Source organism: Acuticoccus kandeliae (assembly GCF_003073115.1).
The window spans coordinates 877,829-900,084 of record NZ_QBBV01000001.1; the positions used below are offsets into that span (position 1 = coordinate 877,829).

Below are 22,256 nucleotides of genomic sequence, written 5' to 3' on the forward strand. Positions count from 1 at the left end.
CGAAGCGGCGCCCGCCCGGGCGGGCGCCGGCATCGGGTTCAGGCGAACTCGACGATCTCGGGCGCCGCGCCTTCATAGTCGGTCCGCTTCAGCGGGGTGCCGTCAGCCGCGAGCTCGTAGACGATCGGCACGCCGGTCGCGAGCTCGCGCTTCACGATCTCCTCCGGGCTCAGCTTTTCGAGATGCATGATGAGCGCGCGCAGCGAGTTGCCGTGCGCGGAGACGAGCACGCGCTCGCCGCCGAGGACGCGCGGCTCGATGGTGCTCTTGTAGTAGGGCAGCACGCGCTCGGCCGTCATCTTGAGGCTCTCGCCACCCGGCGGGGCAATGTCGAACGAGCGGCGCCAGATGTGGACCTGCTCCTCGCCCCAGCGCTTGCGCGCATCGTCCTTGTTGAGGCCCGACAGGTCCCCATAATCGCGCTCGTTGAGCGCCTGGTCGAAGATCGTTTCGAGGCCGACCTGACCGAGCTCCTTGAGCATCAGGTCGAGGGTGTGTTGCGCGCGCTGCAGGGAAGAGGTGAACGCGATGTCGAAGTGGTAGCCCGCTTCGGCCAGACTCTTGCCAGCCCGGATGGCCTCCTCACGCCCCTTGTCCGTCAGGTCCGGATCCCGCCATCCGGTAAATAAGTTCTTCTCATTCCACTCACTTTGGCCGTGACGAACGAGTGCAAGGATGCGGTTAGACATCGGCTTTATCCTGTCGGTCGGTGCGTCTTGGTGTGATCTTGAGACCATACGACAACGTCAGAAAGAAGTTCTCCACAGCCTGTGTATAGGAAGGACAAGAATCGGAAGAACTTGTTCCGCGTTCGTTCGATCTTTCACGTTGCGGTAAGGTCAACGGTGTCAAGTACGCTCATCGCGCGAGTTGGCAATGGGAGGCTCCATGCTCATCAACGATTACACTTCGGCGGCTGCCGGCAGTTTGCCGGGTTCCGTGCCGCTCTTTTGGTGGCAGGGCTGGAGCACGCGTTGGTATCTCACGTCTGTGTTCGATCTGAAAGGCTTTTCCTGCCAGGAGGCTGGACTCTTCGTGGTGGTGCGGCGCGAATCTGACGGCCAGTGCACCCCCATGATGGTGGGCCTCGCCGACAATGTTAGCGACGATCTCTACGGCCAGTTCGGTGACGCGCTGCTTCGCGCGATCAAGGCGGGCGCCACCGAGGTTCATGTCCATCTCGCCGAATCAAATGCGCAGCGCCGCGAGGCCGCGATGGAAGACATCGCCGCCGGCTGGCAGATGCCGATGATGCGGCCGGTCGTCTACGCTTGATCTGACACGAGTTGGGGCGGGCCGGCGGTCCGCCCACGGGTTGATCCGTGCACATTCTGATTGCTTGCGACAAATTCAGGGGCAGCCTGACTGCCGCTGAGGCGAACGCGTCCATCGCGGCCGGGCTCGCCATGAGCCCGCTCGAGGCGACCGCCACCACCCTCGCCATCGCCGATGGCGGCGAAGGGACGCTCGACGCCCTCGCGGGCGGCACGGCGGAGCGGCGGCGCACCACCATCCGATCCCCGTTCGGCGACCCCTATGAGGGCGCGTGGCTCTACGATCCCGCCGCAAAGCGCGCGGTGATCGAGCTTGCCGCCGTCGCCGGCCACGCCGCCGCCGCGCACAAGGGCTACGACCCGGACGTCGCGAGCAGCGTCGGCGTCGGCGAGCTTGTCCGCGCCGCGCTCGATGCCGGGGCCGGGACCGTGGTCGTCGCCCTCGGCGGCAGCATCACGGTCGATGGCGGGGCGGGGGCGCTCGAAGCGCTCGGCGCCCGCTATTACGACGCGAGCGGCGCGCCGCTCATCCATCCCGCCGGCCGGGGCCTCGCCGCGATCGAGCGGGTGGACCTTTCTGGCCTCGATCCGCGGGCGGCGGGCCTCAGCATCGTGCTCGCGGCCGACGTCGACAATCCGCTCCTCGGCGTGCGGGGCGCGGCGCGCGTGTTCGGCCCGCAAAAGGGCGTGCGGGCGGAGGACATCGAGGCGTTCGACGCCGCGCTCGGCCATTTCGACGCCAAGGTCGCCGAGGCGGGACGCGCCCGGCTCGCCGACACGCCCTTCGCCGGCGCGGCGGGCGGCATGATGGTGGGCCTTGCCGGGATCGCCGAGACGACCGCGCGGGACGGGTTCGCCCTCGTCGCCGAACATCATCGCCTTGAGGAGCGGATCGCCGCCGCGACGCTCGTCGTCACGGGCGAAGGCTCGCTCGACAGCCAGTCGCTGGGCGGCAAGGGGCCGGTCGCGATCGCGCGCATGGCCGAGGCGGCGGGAAAGCCCGCGATCGCCTTCGCGGGCCGCCTCGCGGTCGGGCCCGAGGCGCTCGTCGCGCACGGGATCAAGGCGGCCTTCTCGATCAGCCACGGCCCGTCCTCGCTGGAGGACGCGCTCGCCGGCGCGCGCGAGGCGCTGACCCATACGGCCGCGCACGCCTTCGCGACCCTCGCGATTGGCCGCGCCCTCGGCTGAGGCCGGGCGCGGCGCCGCTCAGTTGCGCCGGAACACCACCCCGCCGACATAGCCGGTCACGAGCGCGAGCGTGACCGCGGCGAGGCCGTAGACGAGCGGCTGGTGGCGCGACAGGTCGAAGAGGCTCTGCTCGTAGCCCGTCTTGGCGATGAAAAAGGACAATTCCTCCGTGTCGAGCACCACCCCGTCGGCGAAGAGGTAGACCGTCACCTTGTAGGTGCCGTCGTCGACGACGCTCGGCAGCGAGATGAGGGTGCGGAAGAAGGTCGGCGTCAGCATCTTCACCGCGTCGAGATCCTCGACATAGAGCGCGTCGTCGCTGCGATCGAGGGCGAGGGCGGCGCGGTGCTCCTCGTGGAGGCCGTTGCCGAAGCCGATCCGGGCAAGGGCAAGCTCGCGCGCGGCCCCGTCCTCCTCCTCGATCAGCGCGCGCGAATTCTCCGAGGCGAGCACGGCGTAGAAGGACGGCATCTCGCGGAAGCGGATGCCCTTGCCCGCCATCCAGATCCCGAAGCGTCGCTCCAGGCGCTGGACGAGCACGTCGTGCGGCGGGCCCTCCACCACGACGACCACCTGATATTTGCTCGCCCGCGACACGGTCTGCGCGTCGCGCTCGATCACGCCGAACAGGGAGACGTTGGCGCCCGCGAAATTCGAGGCGATGGCGATGATGTTGGTCGACACGTCGACGACGAGCCGTTCGGCCCGTGCGGGGGAGGCGAGGAGAAGGAGCGCGACGAGGAGGCTCGCGGCCGCCCGGATCACGGGTTCAGCACCGTGAAGGAGAAGAGGTCCTCCGGCGGGACGACGAGGTTGAAGGCGAAGCGCAGCCCGACCGCGAGGACGAGGATGCCGAGGAGGGCGCGCAGGTGCTCGCCGCGCAGCGCCTGTCCCATCGAGGCGCCGACCTGTGCGCCGAAGACGCCGCCGATCATCAGGATGAAGGCGAGGATCACGTCGACGGTCTGCGAGGCGACCGAGTGCATGACCGTCGCGATGCCCATCACGCCGATGATCTGGACGAGCGAGGTGCCGACGACCACCGAGGTCGGCACCTTCAGGAGATAGATGAGCGCGGGGACCATGATGAAGCCGCCGCCGATGCCGAGGAGGGTGCCGAGGAAGGAGATCGTGAGGCCGAGCCCGAAGACCGGCAGGATCGAGATATAGAGGCGCGAGCGGCGGAAGCGCACCTTGAGCGGCAGGCGGTGGATCCAGCCGTGCATCCCGGCGCGGCGGCCGGCATAGACCGTCTCGCCGCGCTTGCGGGCGGCGCGGTTGCGGATCATCGCGCGGATCGACTCGTTCAGCATCAGCCCGCCGATCGTGGCGAGGAAGGCGGTGTAGGAGAGGGCGATCACGAGGGTGAGCTGGCCGGTGCTGCCGAGACGCGCGAAAAGCTCCGCGCCGAGGAGGGCGCCGAGCGCGCCGGACCCGATGAGGCAGAGGGCGAGCTTGAAGTCGACCTGCTTGCGCCGCCAGTAGCTGAGCGCGCCGGAGGTGGAGCTTGCCACGATCTGGGGCGTGACCGAGGCGACGGCGACGGCAGGCGGGATGCCGGAGAAGATGAGGAGCGGCGTCATGAGGAAGCCGCCGCCCACCCCGAAGAGGCCGCTGATGAGACCGACGGCGCCGCCCATCGCCAGGACCATGAGAATGCTCACCGGCATTTCGGCGATGGGGAGATAGATGGTCATGCGTCCGCCTTGCCCGTCCTCGTCAGCCGTCGTGCCTGTCTATCAGCGTCGATTTCCTTGCGATTTCGTGCAAGCGGCGCAGCAAATTCATTGCAGATGCGGTGGGACCGTTCACGTCAGCCTCGGCTCCGCGCGGCTGACGTGGCGGTGGCGGTGGGACCGCCGGGCCACCGGGCGCGGGCGGGCGCGGACCGCGGGGAAGAAGAGGAGCCCGAACGCGCCTTTCACGAGGCGGTAGTTGAGCCTCAGGACGCCCTTCGTCATGCGCAGCGCGACGAGCCCGGCGATCCAGGCCGCGAGGCTCCACAGGAAGGCGACGAGGAGGCGCATCCCGCGCAGCGCCGCGCGGAAGCCGCGCATCGTGGTCTTGCCGGTGAGTTCCACGACGGCGCGGGTGCGCCGGCCGAAGCGGGAGGACATGGTGGCAAGCTCCGACGCGTCCTCCGCGGTGCGGACCGTGCGCATGAGCTTGACCGCGTCGGCCGCGCCGGCGTTGCCGGCGATCGTGTTCACCGAGCTCATGATCGAGCCGAGCTCGGCGCGGGCGGCGGCGCGGGTGAGGCCGAGCGCGGCGTCGTCGCCGCCGCGCACCGCCGCGGTCGCGGGGCCCGGCGCGGTCTTCGCCGCCGCACGGGCGAGGCGGACGAGGCGCTGCGAGAAGGCGAGGGTGAGGTTGCCGGTCCGCTTGGCGACCTTCAGCACCGAGACCGCCGCCTTGAAGACGAGCGAGGAGCCGCCGGTCGCGATGGTGATGCCCTCGGCCGCGAGGCCGACCGCCGCGAGCGTGAGGAGGAATTCCGAATAATCCTCGCCGACGGCGGCCTTCCCTCCTTCGGAGATGATGTCGCGCACGTCGCCGACGACGGTGAGGTCGGAGACGACGGCGCCTGCGAGGCCGGCGGCCGAATCGGCCCGGCCGGTCACGTACGCGCCGGCGAAGTCTCCGGCGTGGCGCACGATGGTGGCGAGGGTGCCCTGCGCCTCGACGAGGGCGGTCGCGGTCTCGGCCGCGATCGGCTTGCCAAGCTCGTTCGCGAGCGCCTCATATTGGAGGGCGCCGTCGACGTCCCCCTCGTCGAGCGCGGTCTTCACGCGCGTGTCGAGCGTGTCGCCGGGGGTGGCGGCCTGGAGGGCGCGGCGGACCTCGGCCTCGTCATATCCGGTGGTCGCAAGGCGCGGCACGGCGAGCGCCAGGAACGAGACGGTTCCGATCGACAGGACGGTCGCGGCGGTCAGAATGCGCATCGCTCGACGGTGCCTTGGCTGCGGTCGCCTTACCGAACCCGTGAGGGACAGGAAGGGTTGCACCTTTTCCTATCTCACAGCCCCGCCTTGCGTTCCAGCCTTGCGGCAGCCGGCGCGCGCGTCAGCCGCGCGCCGAACGCGTTTGACGCTCGCTCGGGGCCATGCCAAGGCGCTCTCCACAACCAGACGAAGGAACGGGCATGGATCTTCTCGCGGGATTGCAGCGTGGGGCGCGCGAGGCGCCGCCGAGCGGGATCATCGACGCGGTGCGCTATGGCCGGGGTCGTGAGGGGCTGACCCCGCTCTGGGCCGGGGAGGGCGACCTTCCGACGCCGCGCATCATCTGCGAGGCGGCCGCCCGCTCGCTCTATGACGGCGAGACCTTCTACACCCACGAACGCGGCATTCCGGAGCTGCGCGAGGCGCTCGCGGGCTACTATGAGGCCCAGTATGGCCGCCCGTTCGATCCCGACACCTTCTTCGTCACGGGCTCGGGGATGCAGGCGATCCAGATCGCGCTCGGCCTCGTCGTCGCCGAGGGGGACGAGGTGCTGATCCCGACGCCGGCCTGGCCGAATTTCGGCGGCGCGGCGGTGATCCGCGGCGGCAAGCCCGTCCCGGTGCCGATGCGCGAGTCGGCGGGCGCCTGGACGCTGCACGTGGAGGACCTCGCGGCGGCGATCACGCCGCGGACCCGCGCGATCTTCGTCAACTCGCCGGCGAACCCGACCGGGTGGACGGCCGATATCGAGACGCTGGGCGAGATCCTGGCGCTCGCCCGCGCGCGCGGCCTCTGGATCATCGCGGACGAGATTTATGCCCGCTTCATCTGGACCGGTGCGGCGCGCGCGCCCTCGTTCCTCGACATCGCCGAGCCCGACGATCCGATCCTCTACGTCAACACCTTCTCCAAGAATTGGGGGATGACAGGGTGGCGCATCGGGTGGATCCACGCCCCCACCGCGCTCCTCCAGACGCTGGAGAGCATGATCCAATATTCGACATCGGGCGTCGCCGTGCCCACGCAGCGGGCAGGGGTGGTCGCGATCACCGAGGGCGAGCCGTTCGTGAAGCGCAACATCGAGCGGGCGCGGCGCGGGCGCGAGATCGTGTCCGCCGCCTTCGCCGGCAACAACCGCGTCACCTACGTGCCGCCGGCCGGCGCGTTCTATGCCTTTTTCAAGGTGGACGGGCTCGGCTCCTCGCGCGAGGCGGCCTTCCGCATCATCGACGAGGCGAGGGTCGGCACCGCGCCGGGCACGGCATTCGGGGCGATCGGCGAGGGGTTCGTGCGGGTCTGCTTCGCGCGCAGCGAGGAGACGCTGATGCCGGCGATGCAGCGAATCGCGCGCTTCCTGGAGGCGGACCCGCGCTGAGCATGGCCCGGACCTGACCGCGGTCCGGGGCGAGCTGTGGACGGAAATCCCGAGGCTGGCCCGGAAGTTGCATGAAGCTTGTGTGAAACTTGTCGCACAGTCGGATTGTTCCGATCGGGTTATCCCCTCAGAAACGGAATCGTGCGAATATCAGCTTGCTCCTCCCTCAACTGGGGTCTGGCGGTTGCGTCGGGCCCCTTTTTCATTTCCGGTCACCGTTTTTTCGATTCGGGCGGTTCTGAGGGTTTGCGTTTCTTCGTGCGGCACGTCATGTACCGCCTGCCAGCCGGTCGGACGGCCGCTCCTGCAAGGGCCGAAAGGCCGCCGGAGAGGAAAGTCCGGGCTCCACGGAAACACGGCGCCGGGTAACGCCCGGCGGGGGCGACCCCAGGGACAGTGCCACAGAAAACAAACCGCCGTTCGGCTTCGGTCGGCCGGTAAGGGTGAAACGGTGGGGTAAGAGCCCACCGCGGGACCGGCAACGGGACCGGCACGGCAAACCCCGCCGGGAGCAAGACCGCATAGGGGTGGTGGCCCGTTTCCGGCCGCGACGCCACCCGGGTAGGTCGCGTGAGGCGTTCGGTGACGGACGTCCCAGATGAATGGTCGTCACGCGGGGGCAACCCCGCCATACAGAACCCGGCTTATAGACCGGCTGGCAATTCCCTCTTTCCCCCTCCGCCGCCCGCCCCGCGTCAAGCCGGGGCGTCATGGGGCGGCATGGTTCGCCCGGCTGGTCCCTTCTGGGATGCCGTGGGTCGCCCGGCTGGTCCGGGCTGGGATGGCGTGGGTCGCCGGGCTGGGATGGCGTGGGTCGCTCCGCCCCCGAGCCTGCCGATCGCCCGAATTGGTGCTCAGGGCCCCGGAATCATCATGCGGCGAGGCTGGCGCGGCGGGTGGGGCGCGTCAACGGCTGCGCCGTCCTCCACTGGCGTTCCGGCCCTTCGGGTGACCCGCCCCAGCCGCCGCGCCGTGGCGTTCGCATGACGGCTCCGGAGGAACGACCGGGCCCGACTCTCCAGAGGAACGGGCGGGAAATGGCGGCGAGGCGGTGCGTTTTGACGCGTCGCCGCGGCCTGTTGAGATCTGCGAAAGATCGGCTGTGGGAAGCTCGCCCAAAAGGGGATTCAACGCCTCATTAAGGTAGACAGTTCGTTGACGCCCATACTCGCCCATGGTATCCCAAATCATCCCGTAAACGAGCGGTGCGGGACCTGACGGCGAGGTGGTGACGCACCATCAGCGCGGGGGCTGGCGGTGCACGGGTTCGTCTCGCATTACACGAACAAACTCGACGCCAAGGGGCGCGTCTCGATACCTGCGCCCTTTCGCTCGGTGCTGGTCCGTGACGGATTCGAGGGGCTCTACTGCTTTCCCTCTCCGCACGCCGCCACTGTGGATGCGGGGGGCAATCATTTGCTGCAGGAAATCTCGGCGCGGCTCGGCGGCATCGACACCCTGACGCCCGACCACGACATGATCTCCACCGCCCTCTACGGCATCTCCGAGGTGCTGAAGCTCGACGGCGAGGGGCGCGTGATGCTGACCGAGGGGCTGCGCGAGCACACCGGGATCACCGGCGCGGTGACCTTCGTGGGCCTCGGCTACAAATTTCAGATCTGGGAGCCCGACCGCTTCAAGGCGCACCGCGCCGAGGCGATGAAGCGGGCCTTCGGCGTCCTCGGCGCCAATGTCGGCGCCGGCGCGGGGGCGGCCGAATGATGGCGGGCGCCGCCCCCATGGGGCACGCACCGGTGATGCTGGCCGAGGTGATGGCGCGGCTTGCGCCGAAGCCCGGCGAGATCATCATCGACGGCACGTTCGGCGGCGGCGGCTACACGCGCGCCATTCTCGAAACGGGCGCGACCGTCGTTGCGATCGACCGCGACCCGACGGCGGTGGCGCGCGGCCGCGCGCTCGCCGGGACGGCGCCCAATCTCGTCATGGTGGACGGCACCTTCGGCGCCCTCGACCGGCACGCCGCGGAGGCGGGCTTCGAGCGGGTCGACGGCGTCGTCCTCGATGTCGGCGTGTCGAGCTACCAGCTCGACCAGTCCGAGCGCGGCTTCTCCTTCCGCGCCGACGGGCCGCTCGACATGCGCATGGGCGGGGATGGGCCGACGGCGGCCGACATCTGCAATCGTGCCGATGTCAGCGACCTTGCCCATCTCCTGCGCACCTTCGGCGAGGAGCGCCGGGCGGGTGCGGTGGCGCGCGCCATCGTCGAGGCGCGGCCGATCACCCGCACGCGCGAGCTCGCGCTCCTGTGCGAGCGCGTCGTGCGCGCCTCGAAGGACGGCATCCACCCCGCGACGCGGACCTTCCAGGCGCTGCGGATCGCGGTGAACGACGAGCTCGGCGAGCTCGGCCGGGCGCTCGCCGCCGCAGAGCGGATCCTGCGCGAGGGCGGCCGCCTCGTCGTCGTCGCCTTTCACAGTCTCGAGGATCGTATCGTGAAGCGCTTCCTGTCCGAGCGCGCCAGCGAGGGGGGCGGCTCGCGCCACCTGCCGCCGCAGGCCGGTCGCGTGCCGAGCTTTACTCTCATCGAACGCAAGCCCGTCGGGCCGGGCGAGGCGGAGACGCGCGAAAATCCGCGCGCCCGCTCCGCCAAGCTGCGCGCCGCGCGCCGGACCTACGCGCCGGCCTTCGCCTTCGATCTCGACGATCTCGTCCCGCACGTCCGCCTCAGGGGGGTCTCATGGTGAAGCATCCGGCGCGATTCGCCATCCTCGCGATCACGGTGCTCGCCGCGACGTCGAGTGCGGTGTCCGTTTTCATGATGAAAAAGGATGCTGAACGCGACGCCAAAGCAATCGGTGAACTTTACCGAAAGATTTCGGCAGAGCGCCAAAGAATCAGCGAGCTTCATGCGGAGTGGAGTGAGCTCGATCATCCGGCCCGATTGCAGGTGCTGGTCGATCGACACAACGACGTCCTGCGTCTTGAGCCGATCACGGCCGAGCAGATCGCCACCGTCGTCGAGGTCGCGTCCGCGGCCCGGCGCCAGAAGGAAGAAGAGAAGGAGAAGGCCCGATGAGGCGGAACCAGCGTGACGACCAGGGCGCGCGCGGTCGCATCGCCCTCGTCATTCTCGCCTGCGTCGCGATCTATGGCGTCATCGGGGCCCGCCTCGTCACTCTCGGCATGGTGCCGGCGGCCGCGCAGGACGGGCTGAGCCTCACCCCGCAGGACGAGGTCCAGGCCGCGCGGCCCGACATCGTCGACCGCAATGGCGAGGTGCTCGCCACCGATCTCGCGACGGCCTCCCTCTTCGCCGAGCCGCGCAACATCATGGACGTCGACGAGGCGGTCGAGAAGCTGTCGGGCGTCCTGCCGGAGATCGACGCGCGGCAGCTGCGCGAGCAGCTCTCCACCGATCGCGGCTTCATCTGGCTGAAGCGCGAGGTGAGCTCCAAGAAGCGCGAGGAGATCCACAATCTCGGCCTGCCGGGGATCGGCTTCCTCACCGAGACGCGCCGCTTCTATCCGGGCGGCCCCTCGGTCGGCCACATCGTCGGCCACGTGAACATCGACAATGCCGGCATCGCCGGGCTCGAGAAGGCGATCGACGGGGAGGGGCTCGACGCGCTCCAGGCCGTGGGCCTCGCGCGCAAGGGCCGCTCGCTCGCGCCGGTGCGCATCACCGTGGACCTGCGCGCCCAGCACGCGGTTCGCGACGAGCTGACCCGCGCGATGGAGCGCTACCGGGCGATCGCGTCCGTCGGCATCGTGCTCGACGCGCGCACGCTCGAGGTCGTCGCCATGAGCTCGCTGCCGGACTATGACCCCAACAACCCGGCCGAGGCGCTGGAGAAGCCACGCATGAACCGCGCCCTCGCGGGCGTCTTCGAGCTCGGCTCGGTGTTCAAGACCTTCACGATGGCGATGGCGCTCGATGCCGGCGCGGTGACGCTCAACACCTCGGTGGACGCGCGCTATCCGCTGAAGCTCGGCCGCTTCACCATCAGCGACTTCCACGGCCAGCACCGCTGGCTGACGGTGCCGGAGGTCTTCAAATATTCCTCCAATATCGGCACGGCGAAGATCGCGCTGATGGTCGGGGCGGAGCGGCAGAAGGCGTATCTGAAGTCGTTCGGCATGTTCGACCGGCTGGAGACGGAGCTGCCGGAGGCGGCGCGCCCGCTGGTGCCCTCGCGCTGGCCGGACGTCACGGCGGCGACGGTGTCGTTCGGCCACGGCCTCGCCGTGACGCCGATGCACGCGGCGGCGGCGGCCGCGGCGATGGTGAATGGCGGCATCTACGCCCCGCCGACCTTCTACCCGCGCTCCGAGTCCGAGATGATGACGATCGGGCGGCGCGTGATCAGCGCCGAGGCGTCGGCCCAGATGCGCCGCTTGTTCGAGCTGAACGGGCGCGAGGGGTCGGGCCGCCGGGCACGCGTGCCGGGCTTCAATGTGGGCGGCAAGACCGGCACCGCCGAGAAGGCGACGGCCGGGGGCTATGCCCGCGACAAGCGCCTCAACTCCTTCCTCGCCGCGTTCCCGATCGACGATCCGCAATATATCGTCCTCGTGGTGCTCGACGAGCCGAAGCCGGAAGAGGGGCAGTACGCCGCCACCGCCGGCCTCAACGCCGCGCCGACCGTCGCGAACATCATCAGCCGCATCGGCCCGATGCTGAACGTGACGCCCCGCTTCGACGACAACGAAGCCGTCGAACGCGCGATCACCGTCGCCTACCAGGACTGATCCGATGCGCCTCGGCGACCTCGTCCCCGATCTCGATGTGCCGGATCCGGCCATCGACATCACTGGCGTCACGGCGGACAGCCGTCGCGTCGGGCCGGGGATGGTGTTTGCCGCGCTGAAGGGGACGCGCGTCGACGGGACGGCGTTCGTCGCGGAGGCGCTCGCGAAGGGCGCGGCCGCGATCCTCGCCGACGGAACCGAGCCGATCGCGGCGCCGGTCGTGCTCGTGGACCCCGATCCGCGCCGCCGCCTCGCGCTGATGGCCGCACGCCTCGCCGGGCCGCAGCCCGCGACGATCGTCGCCGTGACGGGGACGGCCGGGAAGACGTCGGTCGCCGAGTTCACCCGTCAGATTTTCGCCGCCGCGGGCCATTCGGCCGTCAGCATCGGCACGCTCGGCATCCATGGGGCCGTCACCGAGAAGGGTGGGCTCACGACGCCCGATCCCGTCGCGCTGCACGAGCGCCTCGCCCGGCTCGCGGAGGCCGGAATCACCCACGTCGCGATGGAGGCGTCGAGCCACGGGATCGAGCAGCGCCGCCTCGATGGGGTGACCCTCGCGGCCGCCGGCTTCACCAATATCGGGCGCGACCATCTCGACTATCACCCGACGCCCGAGGCCTACCTTCAGGCCAAGCTCCGCCTCTTCGAGGTGCTGCAGCCCGTCGGGGCGCGCACGGTGGTGGATGCCGACCAGCCGGGCGGCGCGCGTGTCCTCGCGATCGCGCCAGACGCGTTCACCGTGGGGCGGCATGGGACCGGGCTCCGCCTCGTGGAGGAGACTGCGGTGGCTGAGGGCGCGCGGCTCGTGATCGAGGCCGAGGGCGCGCGGCACACGGTGCTGTTGCCGCTCCTCGGCGACTTCCAGGTCGCGAACGCGCTCGTCGCGGCGGGGCTCGCGGTCGTCGCGGGCGTGCAGGCGGCGGACGCCATCGCGGCGCTCGGCACGCTGAACGGCGCGCCGGGCCGGCTCGAACTCGTCGGGCGGCGCAATGGCGCGCCGATCTTCGTCGACTACGCCCACAAGCCCGATGCCGTGACGGCGGCGCTCGGCGCGGTGCGCCCGCAGGTGAAGGGACGCCTCGTCGTGGTGATCGGGGCCGGTGGTGATCGCGATCCCGGCAAGCGCCCGCTAATGGGCGCGGCCGCGACCGAGATCGCCGACATCGTGATCGTCACCGACGACAACCCGCGCTCGGAGGACCCGGCGCTGATCCGCAAGGCGATCCTCGCCGCCGCGCCAGGCGCCATCGAGATCGGCGACAGGGGCGAGGCGATCCGCCATGCGATCGGCCTCCTGAAGGAGGGGGACGCGCTGGTCGTCGCGGGCAAGGGGCACGAGGAAGGGCAGATCGTCGGCGATCGGGTCCTGCCTTTCAGCGATCATTCAGCCGTCATCGCGGCTTTGGAGGCGTGATGACAGAGACCATCTGGACCGCCGGCGAACTCGCCGCCATCACCAAAGGATCCCTGACCGGCGTCGCGGACGAGACGCCGATCACGGGGATGTCGATCGACACCCGCACGCTCGCCGAGGGCGACGCCTTCTTCGCCATCAAGGGCGTCTCGATGGACGGGCACCGCTTCGTGCCGGGGGCGATCGAGAAGGGGGCCTCACTCGCCGTGATCAGCGAGGGGGATGCCCCCCGTGCGCTGCGCGTGCCGGACGTCTTGAAGGCCCTCGAGGAAATCGGCATCGCGGCGCGCAAGCGGCTCGCGGCGGGCGTGCCCGTGGTGGCGGTGACCGGCTCGGTCGGCAAGACCGGCACCAAGGAGATGCTGCGCCTCGCCTTCGGCGCGGGCGGCTATGTGCACGCCTCCGCCGCCTCCTACAACAACCATTGGGGCGTGCCGCTGTCTTTGGCGCGCATGCCCGCCGGCATCGACTCGGCGATCTTCGAGATCGGCATGAACCATGCCGGCGAGATCCTGCCGCTGACGGCGATGGTGCGCCCGACGATCGCGATCGTGACGACGGTACAGCCGGTCCACCTCGAATTCTTCGACAGCGTCGCGGGGATCGCGGACGCGAAGGCGGAGATCTTCACCGGCCTCGTTCCGGGCGGGACCGCGATCATCCCCTCCGACAATGCGCACACGGAGCGGCTGCGCGCGGCGGCGCTCGCGTGCGGCGCCGAGATCCTGACGTTCGGGCGGGGAGGGGACGTCTCCCTCGTCGAGACGGATGAGGAGGGCGTGATCGCCGACGTGCTCGGCACCGAAATCGCCTATGAGCTCGCGCCGGGCGCGCACGTCGCGAACAACTCGCTCGCGGTGCTCGCGGCCCTCTCGGTCGCCGGACGCGATCTCTTCGACGGAGCGGCGGCGCTGCGCGAATGGTCTGCGCCCAAGGGGCGGGGACGGCGCGTGCGGCTGCGGCCGGCCGGCGGCGAGGCGGTGCTCCTCGACGACGCCTTCAACGCCAACCCGGCGGCGATGGCCGCGGCGATCGCCGCGCTCGGCCGGGTCGAGGCGCGCCGCCGGATCGCGATCCTCGGCGACATGCTCGAGCTCGGACCCACCTCGGACGATCTTCACCGTGGACTGGCGCCGCTGCTCGTCGATGCCGACACGAGAATCGTGCACACCGTTGGAACCATGACGAAGCACCTTCGCGATGCGCTCCCATTCGAATTGCGCGGCATCCATGCCGATACTGCAGCAGACCTCCTCGCCCGCCTCGATCCGATCGAGCCGGGGGACGCGGTTCTCGTGAAGGCCTCCAAAGCAATGGGGCTGTCCACGGTCGTCGACGCGCTCGAGAAGACATACGGTTTGGAGCGGCGCGATGTTTGAATTCCTGTCCTCCTTCTCGCCGGACTTCCCGCCGCTCAACGTTTTTCGCTACATCACCTTCCGCACCGGCGGGGCGATGATGACGGCGCTTTTCGTCACCTTCCTGTTCGGACCGCGCATCATCCGCTCGCTGCGCGTACGGCAGGGCAAGGGGCAGCCGATCCGCGAGGATGGGCCGGCGAGCCACCTCCTCACCAAGCGCGGCACGCCGACGATGGGCGGGCTGATGATCCTCTCCGGGCTCATCATCGCGACGCTGCTGTGGGCCGATCTCGGCAACGCCTATGTGTGGCTGATCCTGTTCGTCACGCTCGGCTTCGGCGCCATCGGCTTCTATGACGACTATCTGAAGGTGAAGCGGGCGACCCATGGCGGCTTCTCCGGCCGGATGCGCCTCGCCATCGAGGCGGTCATCGCGATCATCGCGATCCTCGGCTTCATGCAGCTGAATTCCGACCAGCTCTCGACCGCGCTCGCCTTCCCCTTCTTCAAGGACCTCCTGTTCAATCTCGGCATCTTCTTCCCGATTTTCGCGATGTTCGTGATCGTCGGCGCTGGCAATGCCGTTAACCTTACCGACGGGTTGGACGGGCTCGCGATCGTCCCGGTGATGATCGCGGCGGGCTCGTTCGGAATGATCGCCTACCTCTCGGGCAACGTGGTGTTCGCGGACTATCTGCAGATCCACAACGTGCCCGGCACCGGCGAGATCGCGGTGATCTGCGGCGCGGTGATCGGGGCGGGCCTCGGCTTCCTCTGGTTCAACGCCCCGCCGGCGGCGATCTTCATGGGCGACACCGGCTCGCTCTCGCTCGGCGGGATGCTCGGCGCGATCGCGGTCGCGACCAAGCACGAGATCGTGCTCGCGATCATCGGCGGCCTCTTCGTGCTCGAGGCCGTGTCGGTGATCATCCAGGTCGGCTCGTTCAAGCTCACCGGCAAGCGCGTCTTCAAGATGGCGCCGATCCACCACCATTTCGAGCAGCTCGGCTGGACCGAGCCGCAAGTCGTGATCCGCTTCTGGATCATCGCCTTCATCCTCGCCCTCGTCGGCCTGTCGACGTTGAAGCTGAGATGATCGAGGTCTCGCGCTTCTCCGACAAGAAGGCGGCCGTCTTCGGTCTCGCGGGCTCAGGCCTCGTGACCGCGCGCGCGCTCGTCGCCGCGGGGGCGGAGATCGTCGGCTATGACGACAAGGCGGAGAGCGTCGCCGCGGCCGCCGCAGCGGGCCTGCCGACCGGCGACCTGCGCGAGGGGGATTTCGCCCGCTTCGCGGTGCTCGTCCTGTCGCCCGGCGTGCCGCTCACCCATCCGGTGCCGCACTGGAGCGTGAAGCGCGCACAGGAGGCGGGTGTGCCGATCGTCGGCGATGTCGGCCTCTTCGACGAGGAGCGCCGCGCGCGCCTGCCGGGCCTGCGCCTCGCCGCGATCACCGGGACCAACGGCAAGTCGACGACGACCGCGCTCCTCGGCCACATCCTCGCGACGCTGGGTGAGGCGGCGCAGGTCGGCGGCAATATCGGCCGTCCCGTGCTCGACCTCGAGCCGGTGCCGGGCGTCGCCGTCGTCGAGTGCTCGTCCTACCAGATCGACCTCGCGCCGACGCTGGCGCCGGACGTCGGCGCGCTCCTCAACCTGTCGCCCGACCATATCGACCGGCACGGCACGTTCGCGAACTACGCCGCCATCAAGGAGCGGCTCGTCGCGGCGAGCGGCATCGCGGTGATCGGCATCGACGATGCGGACAGCCGGGCGGTGGCGGACCGGCTGGAAGCCGCCGGAAAGATCGTGCGCCGGATCGGGACCTTCGAGACGGCCGACGAGGCCGCGCGGGCGATCGGCAACGGCGTCGCCGCCGTCGGCGAGACGCTGTTCGAGATCGTGGACGGCACGGCGCGCGATGTCGGCACCGTGCACGGCATCGGCTCGCTGCGCGGGCGGCACAACGCGCAGAACGCGGCCGCGGCGCTCGCGATGGCGGTGGCGCTCGGCCACACCGCCGAGGCGGCCGCCGGCGCGCTCGCGACCTTCCCCGGCCTGCCGCACCGGATGGAGGAGGTGGGGCGCGAGGGGAAAGTGCTCTTCGTCAACGATTCCAAGGCGACCAACGCGCAGTCCTCGCGCCAGGCGCTGCAGAGCTTCTCCCACATCTACTGGATCGCCGGGGGCGTCCCCAAGGCGGGCGGGATCACCGACCTCGCCGACCTCTTCCCCCGCGTCGACCGCGCCTACCTCATCGGCCAGGCCGCCGCCGATTTCGGCGCGACGCTCGCCGGCACGGTGGAGGCGGCGCAGTGCGGCACGCTGGAGGCGGCGCTCGATGCGGCCGCCGCCGATGCGGGCGCCTCGGCCGAGGGCGGCGTCGTCCTCCTGTCGCCGGCCTGCGCCTCGTTCGACCAGTTCCGTTCCTTTGAGCATCGGGGGGATCGGTTCCGCGATCTCGTCGCCCAGCGTCTGAAACGAGGAGGTGACACCTGATGGTCAGCCGCGCCGATGATCGCGCATTCGCCCGCTGGTGGTGGACGATCGACCGGGTTCTCCTCGGAGCGCTTCTGTCGCTGATGGCGCTTGGCCTTCTGTTGTCGCTCGCGGCCTCGCCCCCGGTCGCCGAGAAGCTCGGCGTCGGCACCTATCATTTCACCGCGCGCCACGCGATGTTCCTCATCCCGGCGGTGATCGCGCTGATCTCGCTGTCCTTCCTGAGCCCGCGCCAGGTGCGGCGCGTCGCGCTCGTGGTCTTCATCGTCTCCCTCGTCGGCATCATCCTGACGCTCTTCGTCGGGACGGAGGTGAAGGGTTCGCGGCGCTGGCTCTCTGTCGTCGGCTTCACGATCCAGCCGGCCGAGTTCATCAAGCCGGCCTTCGTCATCCTGACGGCCTTCCTGTTCGCGGAGGGCTCGCGCCGGCAGGACCTGCCGGGCCGGCTTCTCGCCCTCTTCCTCCTCGCGATGGTGATCGCGCCGCTGATCGCGCAGCCCGATTTCGGCCAGGCCATGCTGATCGCGATCGTCTGGAGCGCGATGATCTTCCTCGCCGGCCTTCAGTGGCGCTGGGTGTTTGCGCTCGGCATCGCGGGCTTCGGCGGCATCATCGCGGCCTATTTCTACCTCCCGCACGTGACGGCGCGCTTCAACTCGTTCCTCGATCCGGCGGCCGAGCAGAACTACCAGGTCAACCGCTCGATCGAATCCTTCGAGCGCGGCGGCTGGTTCGGCGAGGGGCCGGGCGAAGGCATCGTGAAGCGCCGCCTGCCGGACAGCCACACCGACTTCGTGTTCGCGGTGACGGCCGAGGAGTTCGGCATCATCGTGTGCGGCATCATCGTGATGCTGTTCGCCGTGGTCGTGCTGCGCGGGCTGATGCACGCCTTCAAGGAGACCGACGCCTTCGTGCGCCTCGCGCTCGCCGGGCTCATCCTCCTCTTCGGCGGCCAGGCCTTCATCAACATGGCGGTGAACCTCCAGCTGATGCCCGCGAAGGGCATGACGCTTCCCTTCATCTCCTATGGCGGCTCCTCGATGATCGCGGTCGCGATGGGCATGGGCCTCGCGCTCGCGTTGGCGCGCCGCCGGCCCCGCCCGGTGCGCTTCACCGAATATCGCGGCGCGCGCGAGGCGTTTGCATGAGGGCGCTTCTCGCGGCAGGCGGCACCGGCGGGCATCTCTTTCCCGCACAGGCGCTGGCGAGCGCGCTCGTGCGGCGCGGCCACGCCGTGGTCCTGGTGACGGACGCGCGGGCGAAGACGCTCGTCGCGGACTTCCCCGCCGAGTCGGTGCATTTCATCGCCGCCGACACGCTGCGCGGGCGCGATCCGGTGTCCTTCGCCAAGATGGCTTTCGCCAACGCGGCGGGCCTGATGCGCGCCCTCCAGGTGATCCGCGCGACGAAGCCGGACGTCGCGGTCGGCTTCGGCGGCTACCCGACACTGCCGCCGCTGACGGCCGCGCGCCTCATGAAGGTGCCGGCGATCGTCCACGAGGCGAACGCAGTCATCGGCCGGGCGAACAAGAGCCTTGCCCGCCACGCGCACGTGGCGACCAGCTTTCCCGAGGTGAAGGGCCTCTCCGGCGCGCTCTCCGTGACGCACGTGGGCATCCCCGTGCGTGACGCGGTGCGCGCCGCGGTGTCGCCCTACGAGCCGGCGGGCGAGCGCTTCCGCCTCCTCGTCTTCGGTGGGAGCCAGGGCGCGCGGGCGATGTCGGACCTTCTGCCGCCGGCGGTCGCGAAGCTCTTCGAGGCCGACCGCGCCCGGCTCGACATCGTCCAGCAGTGCCGGCCGGAAGACATCGAGCGCACGCGCGCGGCCTACGACGCGCTCGGCGTGAAGGCCGAGCTCGCCCCCTTCTTCGCCGACATGCCGGCGCGGATCGCGAACGCCCATCTCGTGATCGCCCGTTCCGGCGCGTCGACGGTGGCCGAGCTCTCCATCATCGGCCGCCCCTCGCTGCTCGTGCCCCTGCCGGGGGCGATCGACCAGGACCAGGCGGCGAATGCGAGCGCGCTCGCCGCGCTCGGCGGGGCGAAGCGGCTCGACCAGGGCATCTTGTCGCCCGACCGCCTCGCCCAGGAAATCGCGCTCGCCATGAAGGAGCCTGAATCTCTCGCGAAGGCGGCCGAGGCCGCGCGTGCGCTGGCCAAGCCCGATGCCGCCGAGCGCCTCGCCGACCTGTGCGAACGCGTTGCGTCCCCTCAAGGAGTATCCCGATGATCGCCCCTCTCAAAATGACGACGGCCATAGGCCCGGTGCATTTCGTCGGGATCGGCGGCATCGGCATGTCGGGCATCGCCGAGGTCCTGCACAATCTCGGCTACACCGTGCAGGGCTCGGACATCGCCGAGAACTCGAACGTGCAGCGCCTGCGCGAGAAGGGGATCTCCGTCTTCATCGGTCACGCGGCGGAGAACATCGCCGGGGCCACCGTCCTCGTCGTCTCCTCGGCGGTGAAGCGGGACAATCCGGAGCTGATGGCCGCGCGCGCCCGCCTCCTGCCGGTGGTGCGCCGGGCCGAGATGCTCGCCGAACTGATGCGCCTCAAGCAGGCGATCGCCGTCGGCGGCACGCACGGCAAGACGACGACGACCTCGCTCGTCGCGACCCTCCTGGAAGCCGGCGGGCTCGACCCGACCGTCATCAATGGCGGCATCATCAACGCCTACGGGACCAACGCGCGGCTCGGCGAGGGGGACTGGCTCGTCGCCGAGGCGGACGAGAGCGACGGGACGTTCGTGAAGCTCCCCGCCGACATCGCGATCGTGACCAACATCGACCCCGAGCACCTCGACCACTACGGCACGTTCGACGGCGTGCGCGCCGCCTTCCGCCAGTTCGTCGAGAACGTGCCCTTCTACGGCTTCGCCGTGATGTGCCTCGACCACCCGGAAGTGCAGGCGATGGTCGGCCGCATCGAGGACCGCCGCATCATCACCTACGGCGCCAACCCGCAGGCGGACGTGCGCTTCGTCGACGTCACCTACGGCTCGCGCACGACCTTCTCGGTGGAGATCGCCGACCGCGTCACCGGCGAGCACCGCACGATCCGGCACCTGTCGCTGCCGATGCCGGGCGTCCATAACGTTTCGAACGCGACGGCGGCCGTTGCCGTCGCCGACCGGCTCGGCATCGACGGGGATGCGATCCGCCGCGGCTTCGAGGCCTTCCGCGGCGTGAAGCGGCGCTTCACCCATGTCGGCGACTGGAACGGCGTCGCGATCTACGACGATTATGGCCACCACCCGGTGGAGATCCGCGCGGTCCTCGCCGCGGCGCGCCAGGCCGCGCGCGGAAAAGTCATCGCCGTCGTCCAGCCGCACCGCTATTCGCGCCTGAAAAGCCTGTTCGACGATTTCTGCCTCTGCTTCAACGACGCCGACCTCGTCGTGGTGGCGGACGTCTATGCCGCGGGCGAGACGCCCATCGCGGGCGCCGACCGGGATTCGCTCGTCGCCGGCCTCTCCGGCCGCGGCCACCGCGACGCGGTCGCGCTCGAAAATCGCGAGGCGCTCGCCCCGCTCATCAAGTCGCGCGCGGCGCCCGGCGACATGGTCGTCTGCCTCGGCGCGGGCTCGATCACCCAGTGGGCGGCGGCTTTGCCGGGGGAGCTCGCCGGATGAGCTTCGCCGACCTCACCCCGCTTTTCGCCTCCGCCGCGCTGGAAGGGCGGCTCGAGCCGAACCGCGTGCTCGCGGACATCACCTGGTTCCGCGTCGGCGGCCCGGCGCAGCTTCTCTTCACCCCGCGCCACGAGGACGACCTGTCGCGCTTCATGAAGGCGCTGCCGGAGGAGATCCCCGTCACGGTGCTCGGCCTCGGCTCCAACACGCTGGTGCGCGACGGCGGCGTGCCGGGCGCGGTCATCCGCCTCTCCCCGCGCGGCTTCGGCCACGCGAAGGTGGAGGGGATGCGCGTCACCTTCGGCGCGGCGCTGCCGGACGTGAAGGCGGCGCGCGCGGCGGCCGACGAGGGGGTCGCGGGGCTCGCCTTCTATCGCGGCATTCCGGGCTCGATCGGCGGCGCACTGCGGATGAACGCTGGCGCCTATGGCAGCGAGACGAAGGACCGCCTCGTGTCGGCCCGCGCGGTCGACCGGAAGGGGGAGATCCACGTCCTCTCCGCGGCCGATTTCGGCTTCTCCTACCGCCACTCCGAGGCGGCGGCCGACCTCGTCTTCACCGAGGCGACCTATGAGGGGGAGCCCGGCGAGCGGGACGTGATCCTCGCCGAGATGGACCAGATCACCGAGCGGCGCGAGGAGACGCAGCCGGTCAAGTCGCGCACCGGCGGATCGACCTTCAAGAACCCGCCGGGCGAGAAGGCGTGGCAGCTCATCGACGCGGCGGGCTGCCGTGGGCTCACCATCGGCGGGGCCCAGATGTCCGAGCTCCACTGCAACTTCATGCTCAACCTCGGCGAGGCGACCGCGGACGATCTCGAGCGGCTCGGCGAAACGGTGCGCGGACGCGTCCGGCAGACGAGCGGCATTTCGCTGGAATGGGAGATCAAGCGCATCGGTCTTCCCGCGAACGACCCGGTCCCGGCCTTCATGGAGGGGAAATGACACACGTTGCGGTGCTGATGGGTGGCATGTCCGCCGAGCGGCCGGTGAGCCTGAGCTCCGGGGAGGCCTGCGCCAAGGGGCTCGAGCGCGCCGGTTACAAGGTCACGCGCATCGATGTCGGCAAAGATCTTGTGGAAAACTTGAAGGCGCTGAAACCCGATGTCGCGTTCAATGCGCTGCACGGCCCCTTCGGCGAAGACGGCTCCGTCCAGGGAATCCTGGAGTTTCTTGAAATCCCCTACACGCACTCCGGGATCCTCGCCTCCGCGCTCGCGATGAACAAGGACCGGGCGAAGGCGGTGCTCGAACGGGCCGGCGTGCCGGTGGCCGAGCACGTCACGTGCAGCCGCTTCGAGGTCGCGGAGCGGCACGTGATGGCGCCGCCCTACGTCGTGAAGCCGGTGTCGGAAGGCTCCTCGTTCGGCGTGGTTTTCGTACGGGAAGGGGCGAATTCCCCGCCGCGCGAGCTCGCCTCGGACAGCTGGGCGTTCGGCGACACGGTGATGGCCGAGCACTATGTGGACGGCATGGAGCTGACGTGCGCCGCGTTCGGCGACACCGCCTGGGGCGTGATCAATATCGTGCCCGTGTCAGAGACTTTTTACGGCTACGACGCGAAGTACAAACCGGGTGGCTCGCAGCACATCCTCCCGGCACCCCTTAAACCAAATATTTACCAGAATATCCAAAAGTTCACCCTAGTCGCTCATCGCGCGCTGGGATGTCGTGGTGTTTCGCGAGCAGACTTTCGTTACGATCCCGTGAAAGATGAACTCGTGTGTCTTGAAGTCAATACTCAGCCGGGAATGACAGAAACGTCATTGGTGCCAGAAATGGCCGCCCATGCCGGTTTGACTTTCGACGCACTGGTGAGTGCGCTCGTGGAGGATGCAAGTTGCCGGCGCTGACACA

At 69.6% G+C, this 22,256-nt stretch carries 20 protein-coding genes and 1 other RNA gene; 17 read left to right on the forward strand and 4 right to left on the reverse strand.

Features of this window, described 5'->3' with window-relative positions; all coding sequences use genetic code 11:
- Window positions 1–38: 38 nt before the first annotated feature.
- Entirely contained in the window at window positions 39–689 is a 651-nt protein-coding gene (locus DBV35_RS04015) for a 2,3-bisphosphoglycerate-dependent phosphoglycerate mutase (RefSeq protein WP_108658938.1), read from the reverse strand.
- A gap of 199 nt (window positions 690–888) precedes the next feature.
- On the opposite strand from DBV35_RS04015, the gene DBV35_RS04020 reads away from it, so the two are divergent.
- On the forward strand, window positions 889–1,275 hold the full coding sequence (locus DBV35_RS04020) for a hypothetical protein (protein ID WP_157961571.1): 387 nt from the start codon (window positions 889–891) through the stop codon (window positions 1,273–1,275).
- Window positions 1,276–1,322: 47 nt separating this feature from the next.
- Entirely contained in the window at window positions 1,323–2,465 is a 1,143-nt protein-coding gene (locus tag DBV35_RS04025; RefSeq protein ID WP_108658940.1) for a glycerate kinase, read from the forward strand.
- An 18-nt stretch (window positions 2,466–2,483) separates the two neighbouring features.
- Here DBV35_RS04025 and DBV35_RS04030 read toward each other — a convergent pair whose 3' ends face one another.
- The 3 genes from DBV35_RS04030 to DBV35_RS04040 all read right to left on the reverse strand — a co-directional run bounded on the left by DBV35_RS04030 (window position 2,484) and on the right by DBV35_RS04040 (window position 5,407).
- A complete protein-coding gene (locus DBV35_RS04030) occupies window positions 2,484–3,230 on the reverse strand; it encodes a TIGR02186 family protein (RefSeq protein ID WP_108658941.1) in 747 nt (248 codons plus the stop codon).
- On the reverse strand, window positions 3,227–4,162 hold the full coding sequence (locus DBV35_RS04035; RefSeq protein WP_108658942.1) for a sulfite exporter TauE/SafE family protein: 936 nt from the start codon (window positions 4,160–4,162) through the stop codon (window positions 3,227–3,229). The genes DBV35_RS04030 and DBV35_RS04035 overlap by 4 nt, the downstream gene beginning before the upstream one ends.
- A gap of 111 nt (window positions 4,163–4,273) precedes the next feature.
- Window positions 4,274–5,407 (reverse strand): hypothetical protein, encoded by a 1,134-nt coding sequence (locus tag DBV35_RS04040; RefSeq protein ID WP_108658943.1) that lies wholly within the window; start codon window positions 5,405–5,407, stop codon window positions 4,274–4,276.
- 200 nt (window positions 5,408–5,607) lie between these two features.
- Here DBV35_RS04040 and DBV35_RS04045 point away from each other — a divergent pair, with 200 nt between their 5' ends.
- The 15 genes from DBV35_RS04045 (at window position 5,608) to DBV35_RS04115 (ending at window position 22,252) form a co-directional block, all read left to right on the forward strand.
- Window positions 5,608–6,783: a pyridoxal phosphate-dependent aminotransferase gene (locus DBV35_RS04045; protein ID WP_108658944.1), complete on the forward strand. Its 1,176-nt coding sequence runs from the start codon at window positions 5,608–5,610 to the stop codon at window positions 6,781–6,783.
- A 282-nt stretch (window positions 6,784–7,065) separates the two neighbouring features.
- Window positions 7,066–7,446, forward strand: an RNA gene (gene rnpB, locus DBV35_RS04050) — RNase P RNA component class A.
- A gap of 753 nt (window positions 7,447–8,199) precedes the next feature.
- Window positions 8,200–8,505 carry a division/cell wall cluster transcriptional repressor MraZ gene (locus DBV35_RS04055; RefSeq protein WP_425428437.1) on the forward strand — a complete coding sequence of 102 codons (306 nt, stop codon included), beginning with the start codon at window positions 8,200–8,202 and terminating at the stop codon, window positions 8,503–8,505.
- Between the two features lie 17 nt (window positions 8,506–8,522).
- On the forward strand, window positions 8,523–9,488 hold the full coding sequence (gene rsmH / locus DBV35_RS04060; RefSeq protein WP_211099930.1) for a 16S rRNA (cytosine(1402)-N(4))-methyltransferase RsmH: 966 nt from the start codon (window positions 8,523–8,525) through the stop codon (window positions 9,486–9,488).
- Window positions 9,482–9,820: a cell division protein FtsL gene (gene ftsL, locus DBV35_RS04065; protein ID WP_108658947.1), complete on the forward strand. Its 339-nt coding sequence runs from the start codon at window positions 9,482–9,484 to the stop codon at window positions 9,818–9,820. The genes rsmH and ftsL overlap by 7 nt, the downstream gene beginning before the upstream one ends.
- Window positions 9,817–11,493, forward strand: coding sequence for a peptidoglycan D,D-transpeptidase FtsI family protein (locus tag DBV35_RS04070; RefSeq protein WP_108658948.1), 1,677 nt, complete (start codon window positions 9,817–9,819; stop codon window positions 11,491–11,493). Before ftsL ends, DBV35_RS04070 begins: the two co-directional genes overlap by 4 nt.
- Window positions 11,494–11,497: 4 nt before the next feature.
- Window positions 11,498–12,910 carry a UDP-N-acetylmuramoyl-L-alanyl-D-glutamate--2,6-diaminopimelate ligase gene (locus DBV35_RS04075; protein WP_108658949.1) on the forward strand — a complete coding sequence of 471 codons (1,413 nt, stop codon included), beginning with the start codon at window positions 11,498–11,500 and terminating at the stop codon, window positions 12,908–12,910.
- On the forward strand, window positions 12,910–14,289 hold the full coding sequence (locus DBV35_RS04080; protein ID WP_108658950.1) for a UDP-N-acetylmuramoyl-tripeptide--D-alanyl-D-alanine ligase: 1,380 nt from the start codon (window positions 12,910–12,912) through the stop codon (window positions 14,287–14,289). The genes DBV35_RS04075 and DBV35_RS04080 overlap by 1 nt, the downstream gene beginning before the upstream one ends.
- The gene (gene mraY / locus DBV35_RS04085) at window positions 14,282–15,367 is read left to right on the forward strand and encodes a phospho-N-acetylmuramoyl-pentapeptide-transferase (RefSeq protein WP_108658951.1); all 1,086 of its coding nucleotides are present in this window, start codon (window positions 14,282–14,284) and stop codon (window positions 15,365–15,367) included. Before DBV35_RS04080 ends, mraY begins: the two co-directional genes overlap by 8 nt.
- Window positions 15,364–16,767 (forward strand): UDP-N-acetylmuramoyl-L-alanine--D-glutamate ligase, encoded by a 1,404-nt coding sequence (gene murD / locus DBV35_RS04090; protein ID WP_108658952.1) that lies wholly within the window; start codon window positions 15,364–15,366, stop codon window positions 16,765–16,767. Before mraY ends, murD begins: the two co-directional genes overlap by 4 nt.
- Window positions 16,767–17,915 carry a putative lipid II flippase FtsW gene (ftsW, locus tag DBV35_RS04095; RefSeq protein WP_108658953.1) on the forward strand — a complete coding sequence of 383 codons (1,149 nt, stop codon included), beginning with the start codon at window positions 16,767–16,769 and terminating at the stop codon, window positions 17,913–17,915. The genes murD and ftsW overlap by 1 nt, the downstream gene beginning before the upstream one ends.
- Window positions 17,912–18,997, forward strand: a complete 1,086-nt coding sequence (gene murG, locus DBV35_RS04100) for an undecaprenyldiphospho-muramoylpentapeptide beta-N-acetylglucosaminyltransferase (RefSeq protein ID WP_108658954.1) — start codon at window positions 17,912–17,914, stop codon at window positions 18,995–18,997. The genes ftsW and murG overlap by 4 nt, the downstream gene beginning before the upstream one ends.
- Window positions 18,994–20,400 (forward strand): UDP-N-acetylmuramate--L-alanine ligase, encoded by a 1,407-nt coding sequence (gene murC, locus DBV35_RS04105; RefSeq protein WP_211099931.1) that lies wholly within the window; start codon window positions 18,994–18,996, stop codon window positions 20,398–20,400. Before murG ends, murC begins: the two co-directional genes overlap by 4 nt.
- Entirely contained in the window at window positions 20,397–21,344 is a 948-nt protein-coding gene (gene murB, locus DBV35_RS04110; RefSeq protein ID WP_108658955.1) for a UDP-N-acetylmuramate dehydrogenase, read from the forward strand. The genes murC and murB overlap by 4 nt, the downstream gene beginning before the upstream one ends.
- Window positions 21,341–22,252 (forward strand): D-alanine--D-alanine ligase, encoded by a 912-nt coding sequence (locus tag DBV35_RS04115; protein WP_108658956.1) that lies wholly within the window; start codon window positions 21,341–21,343, stop codon window positions 22,250–22,252. Before murB ends, DBV35_RS04115 begins: the two co-directional genes overlap by 4 nt.
- The last annotated feature ends 4 nt before the right edge of the window (window positions 22,253–22,256 follow it).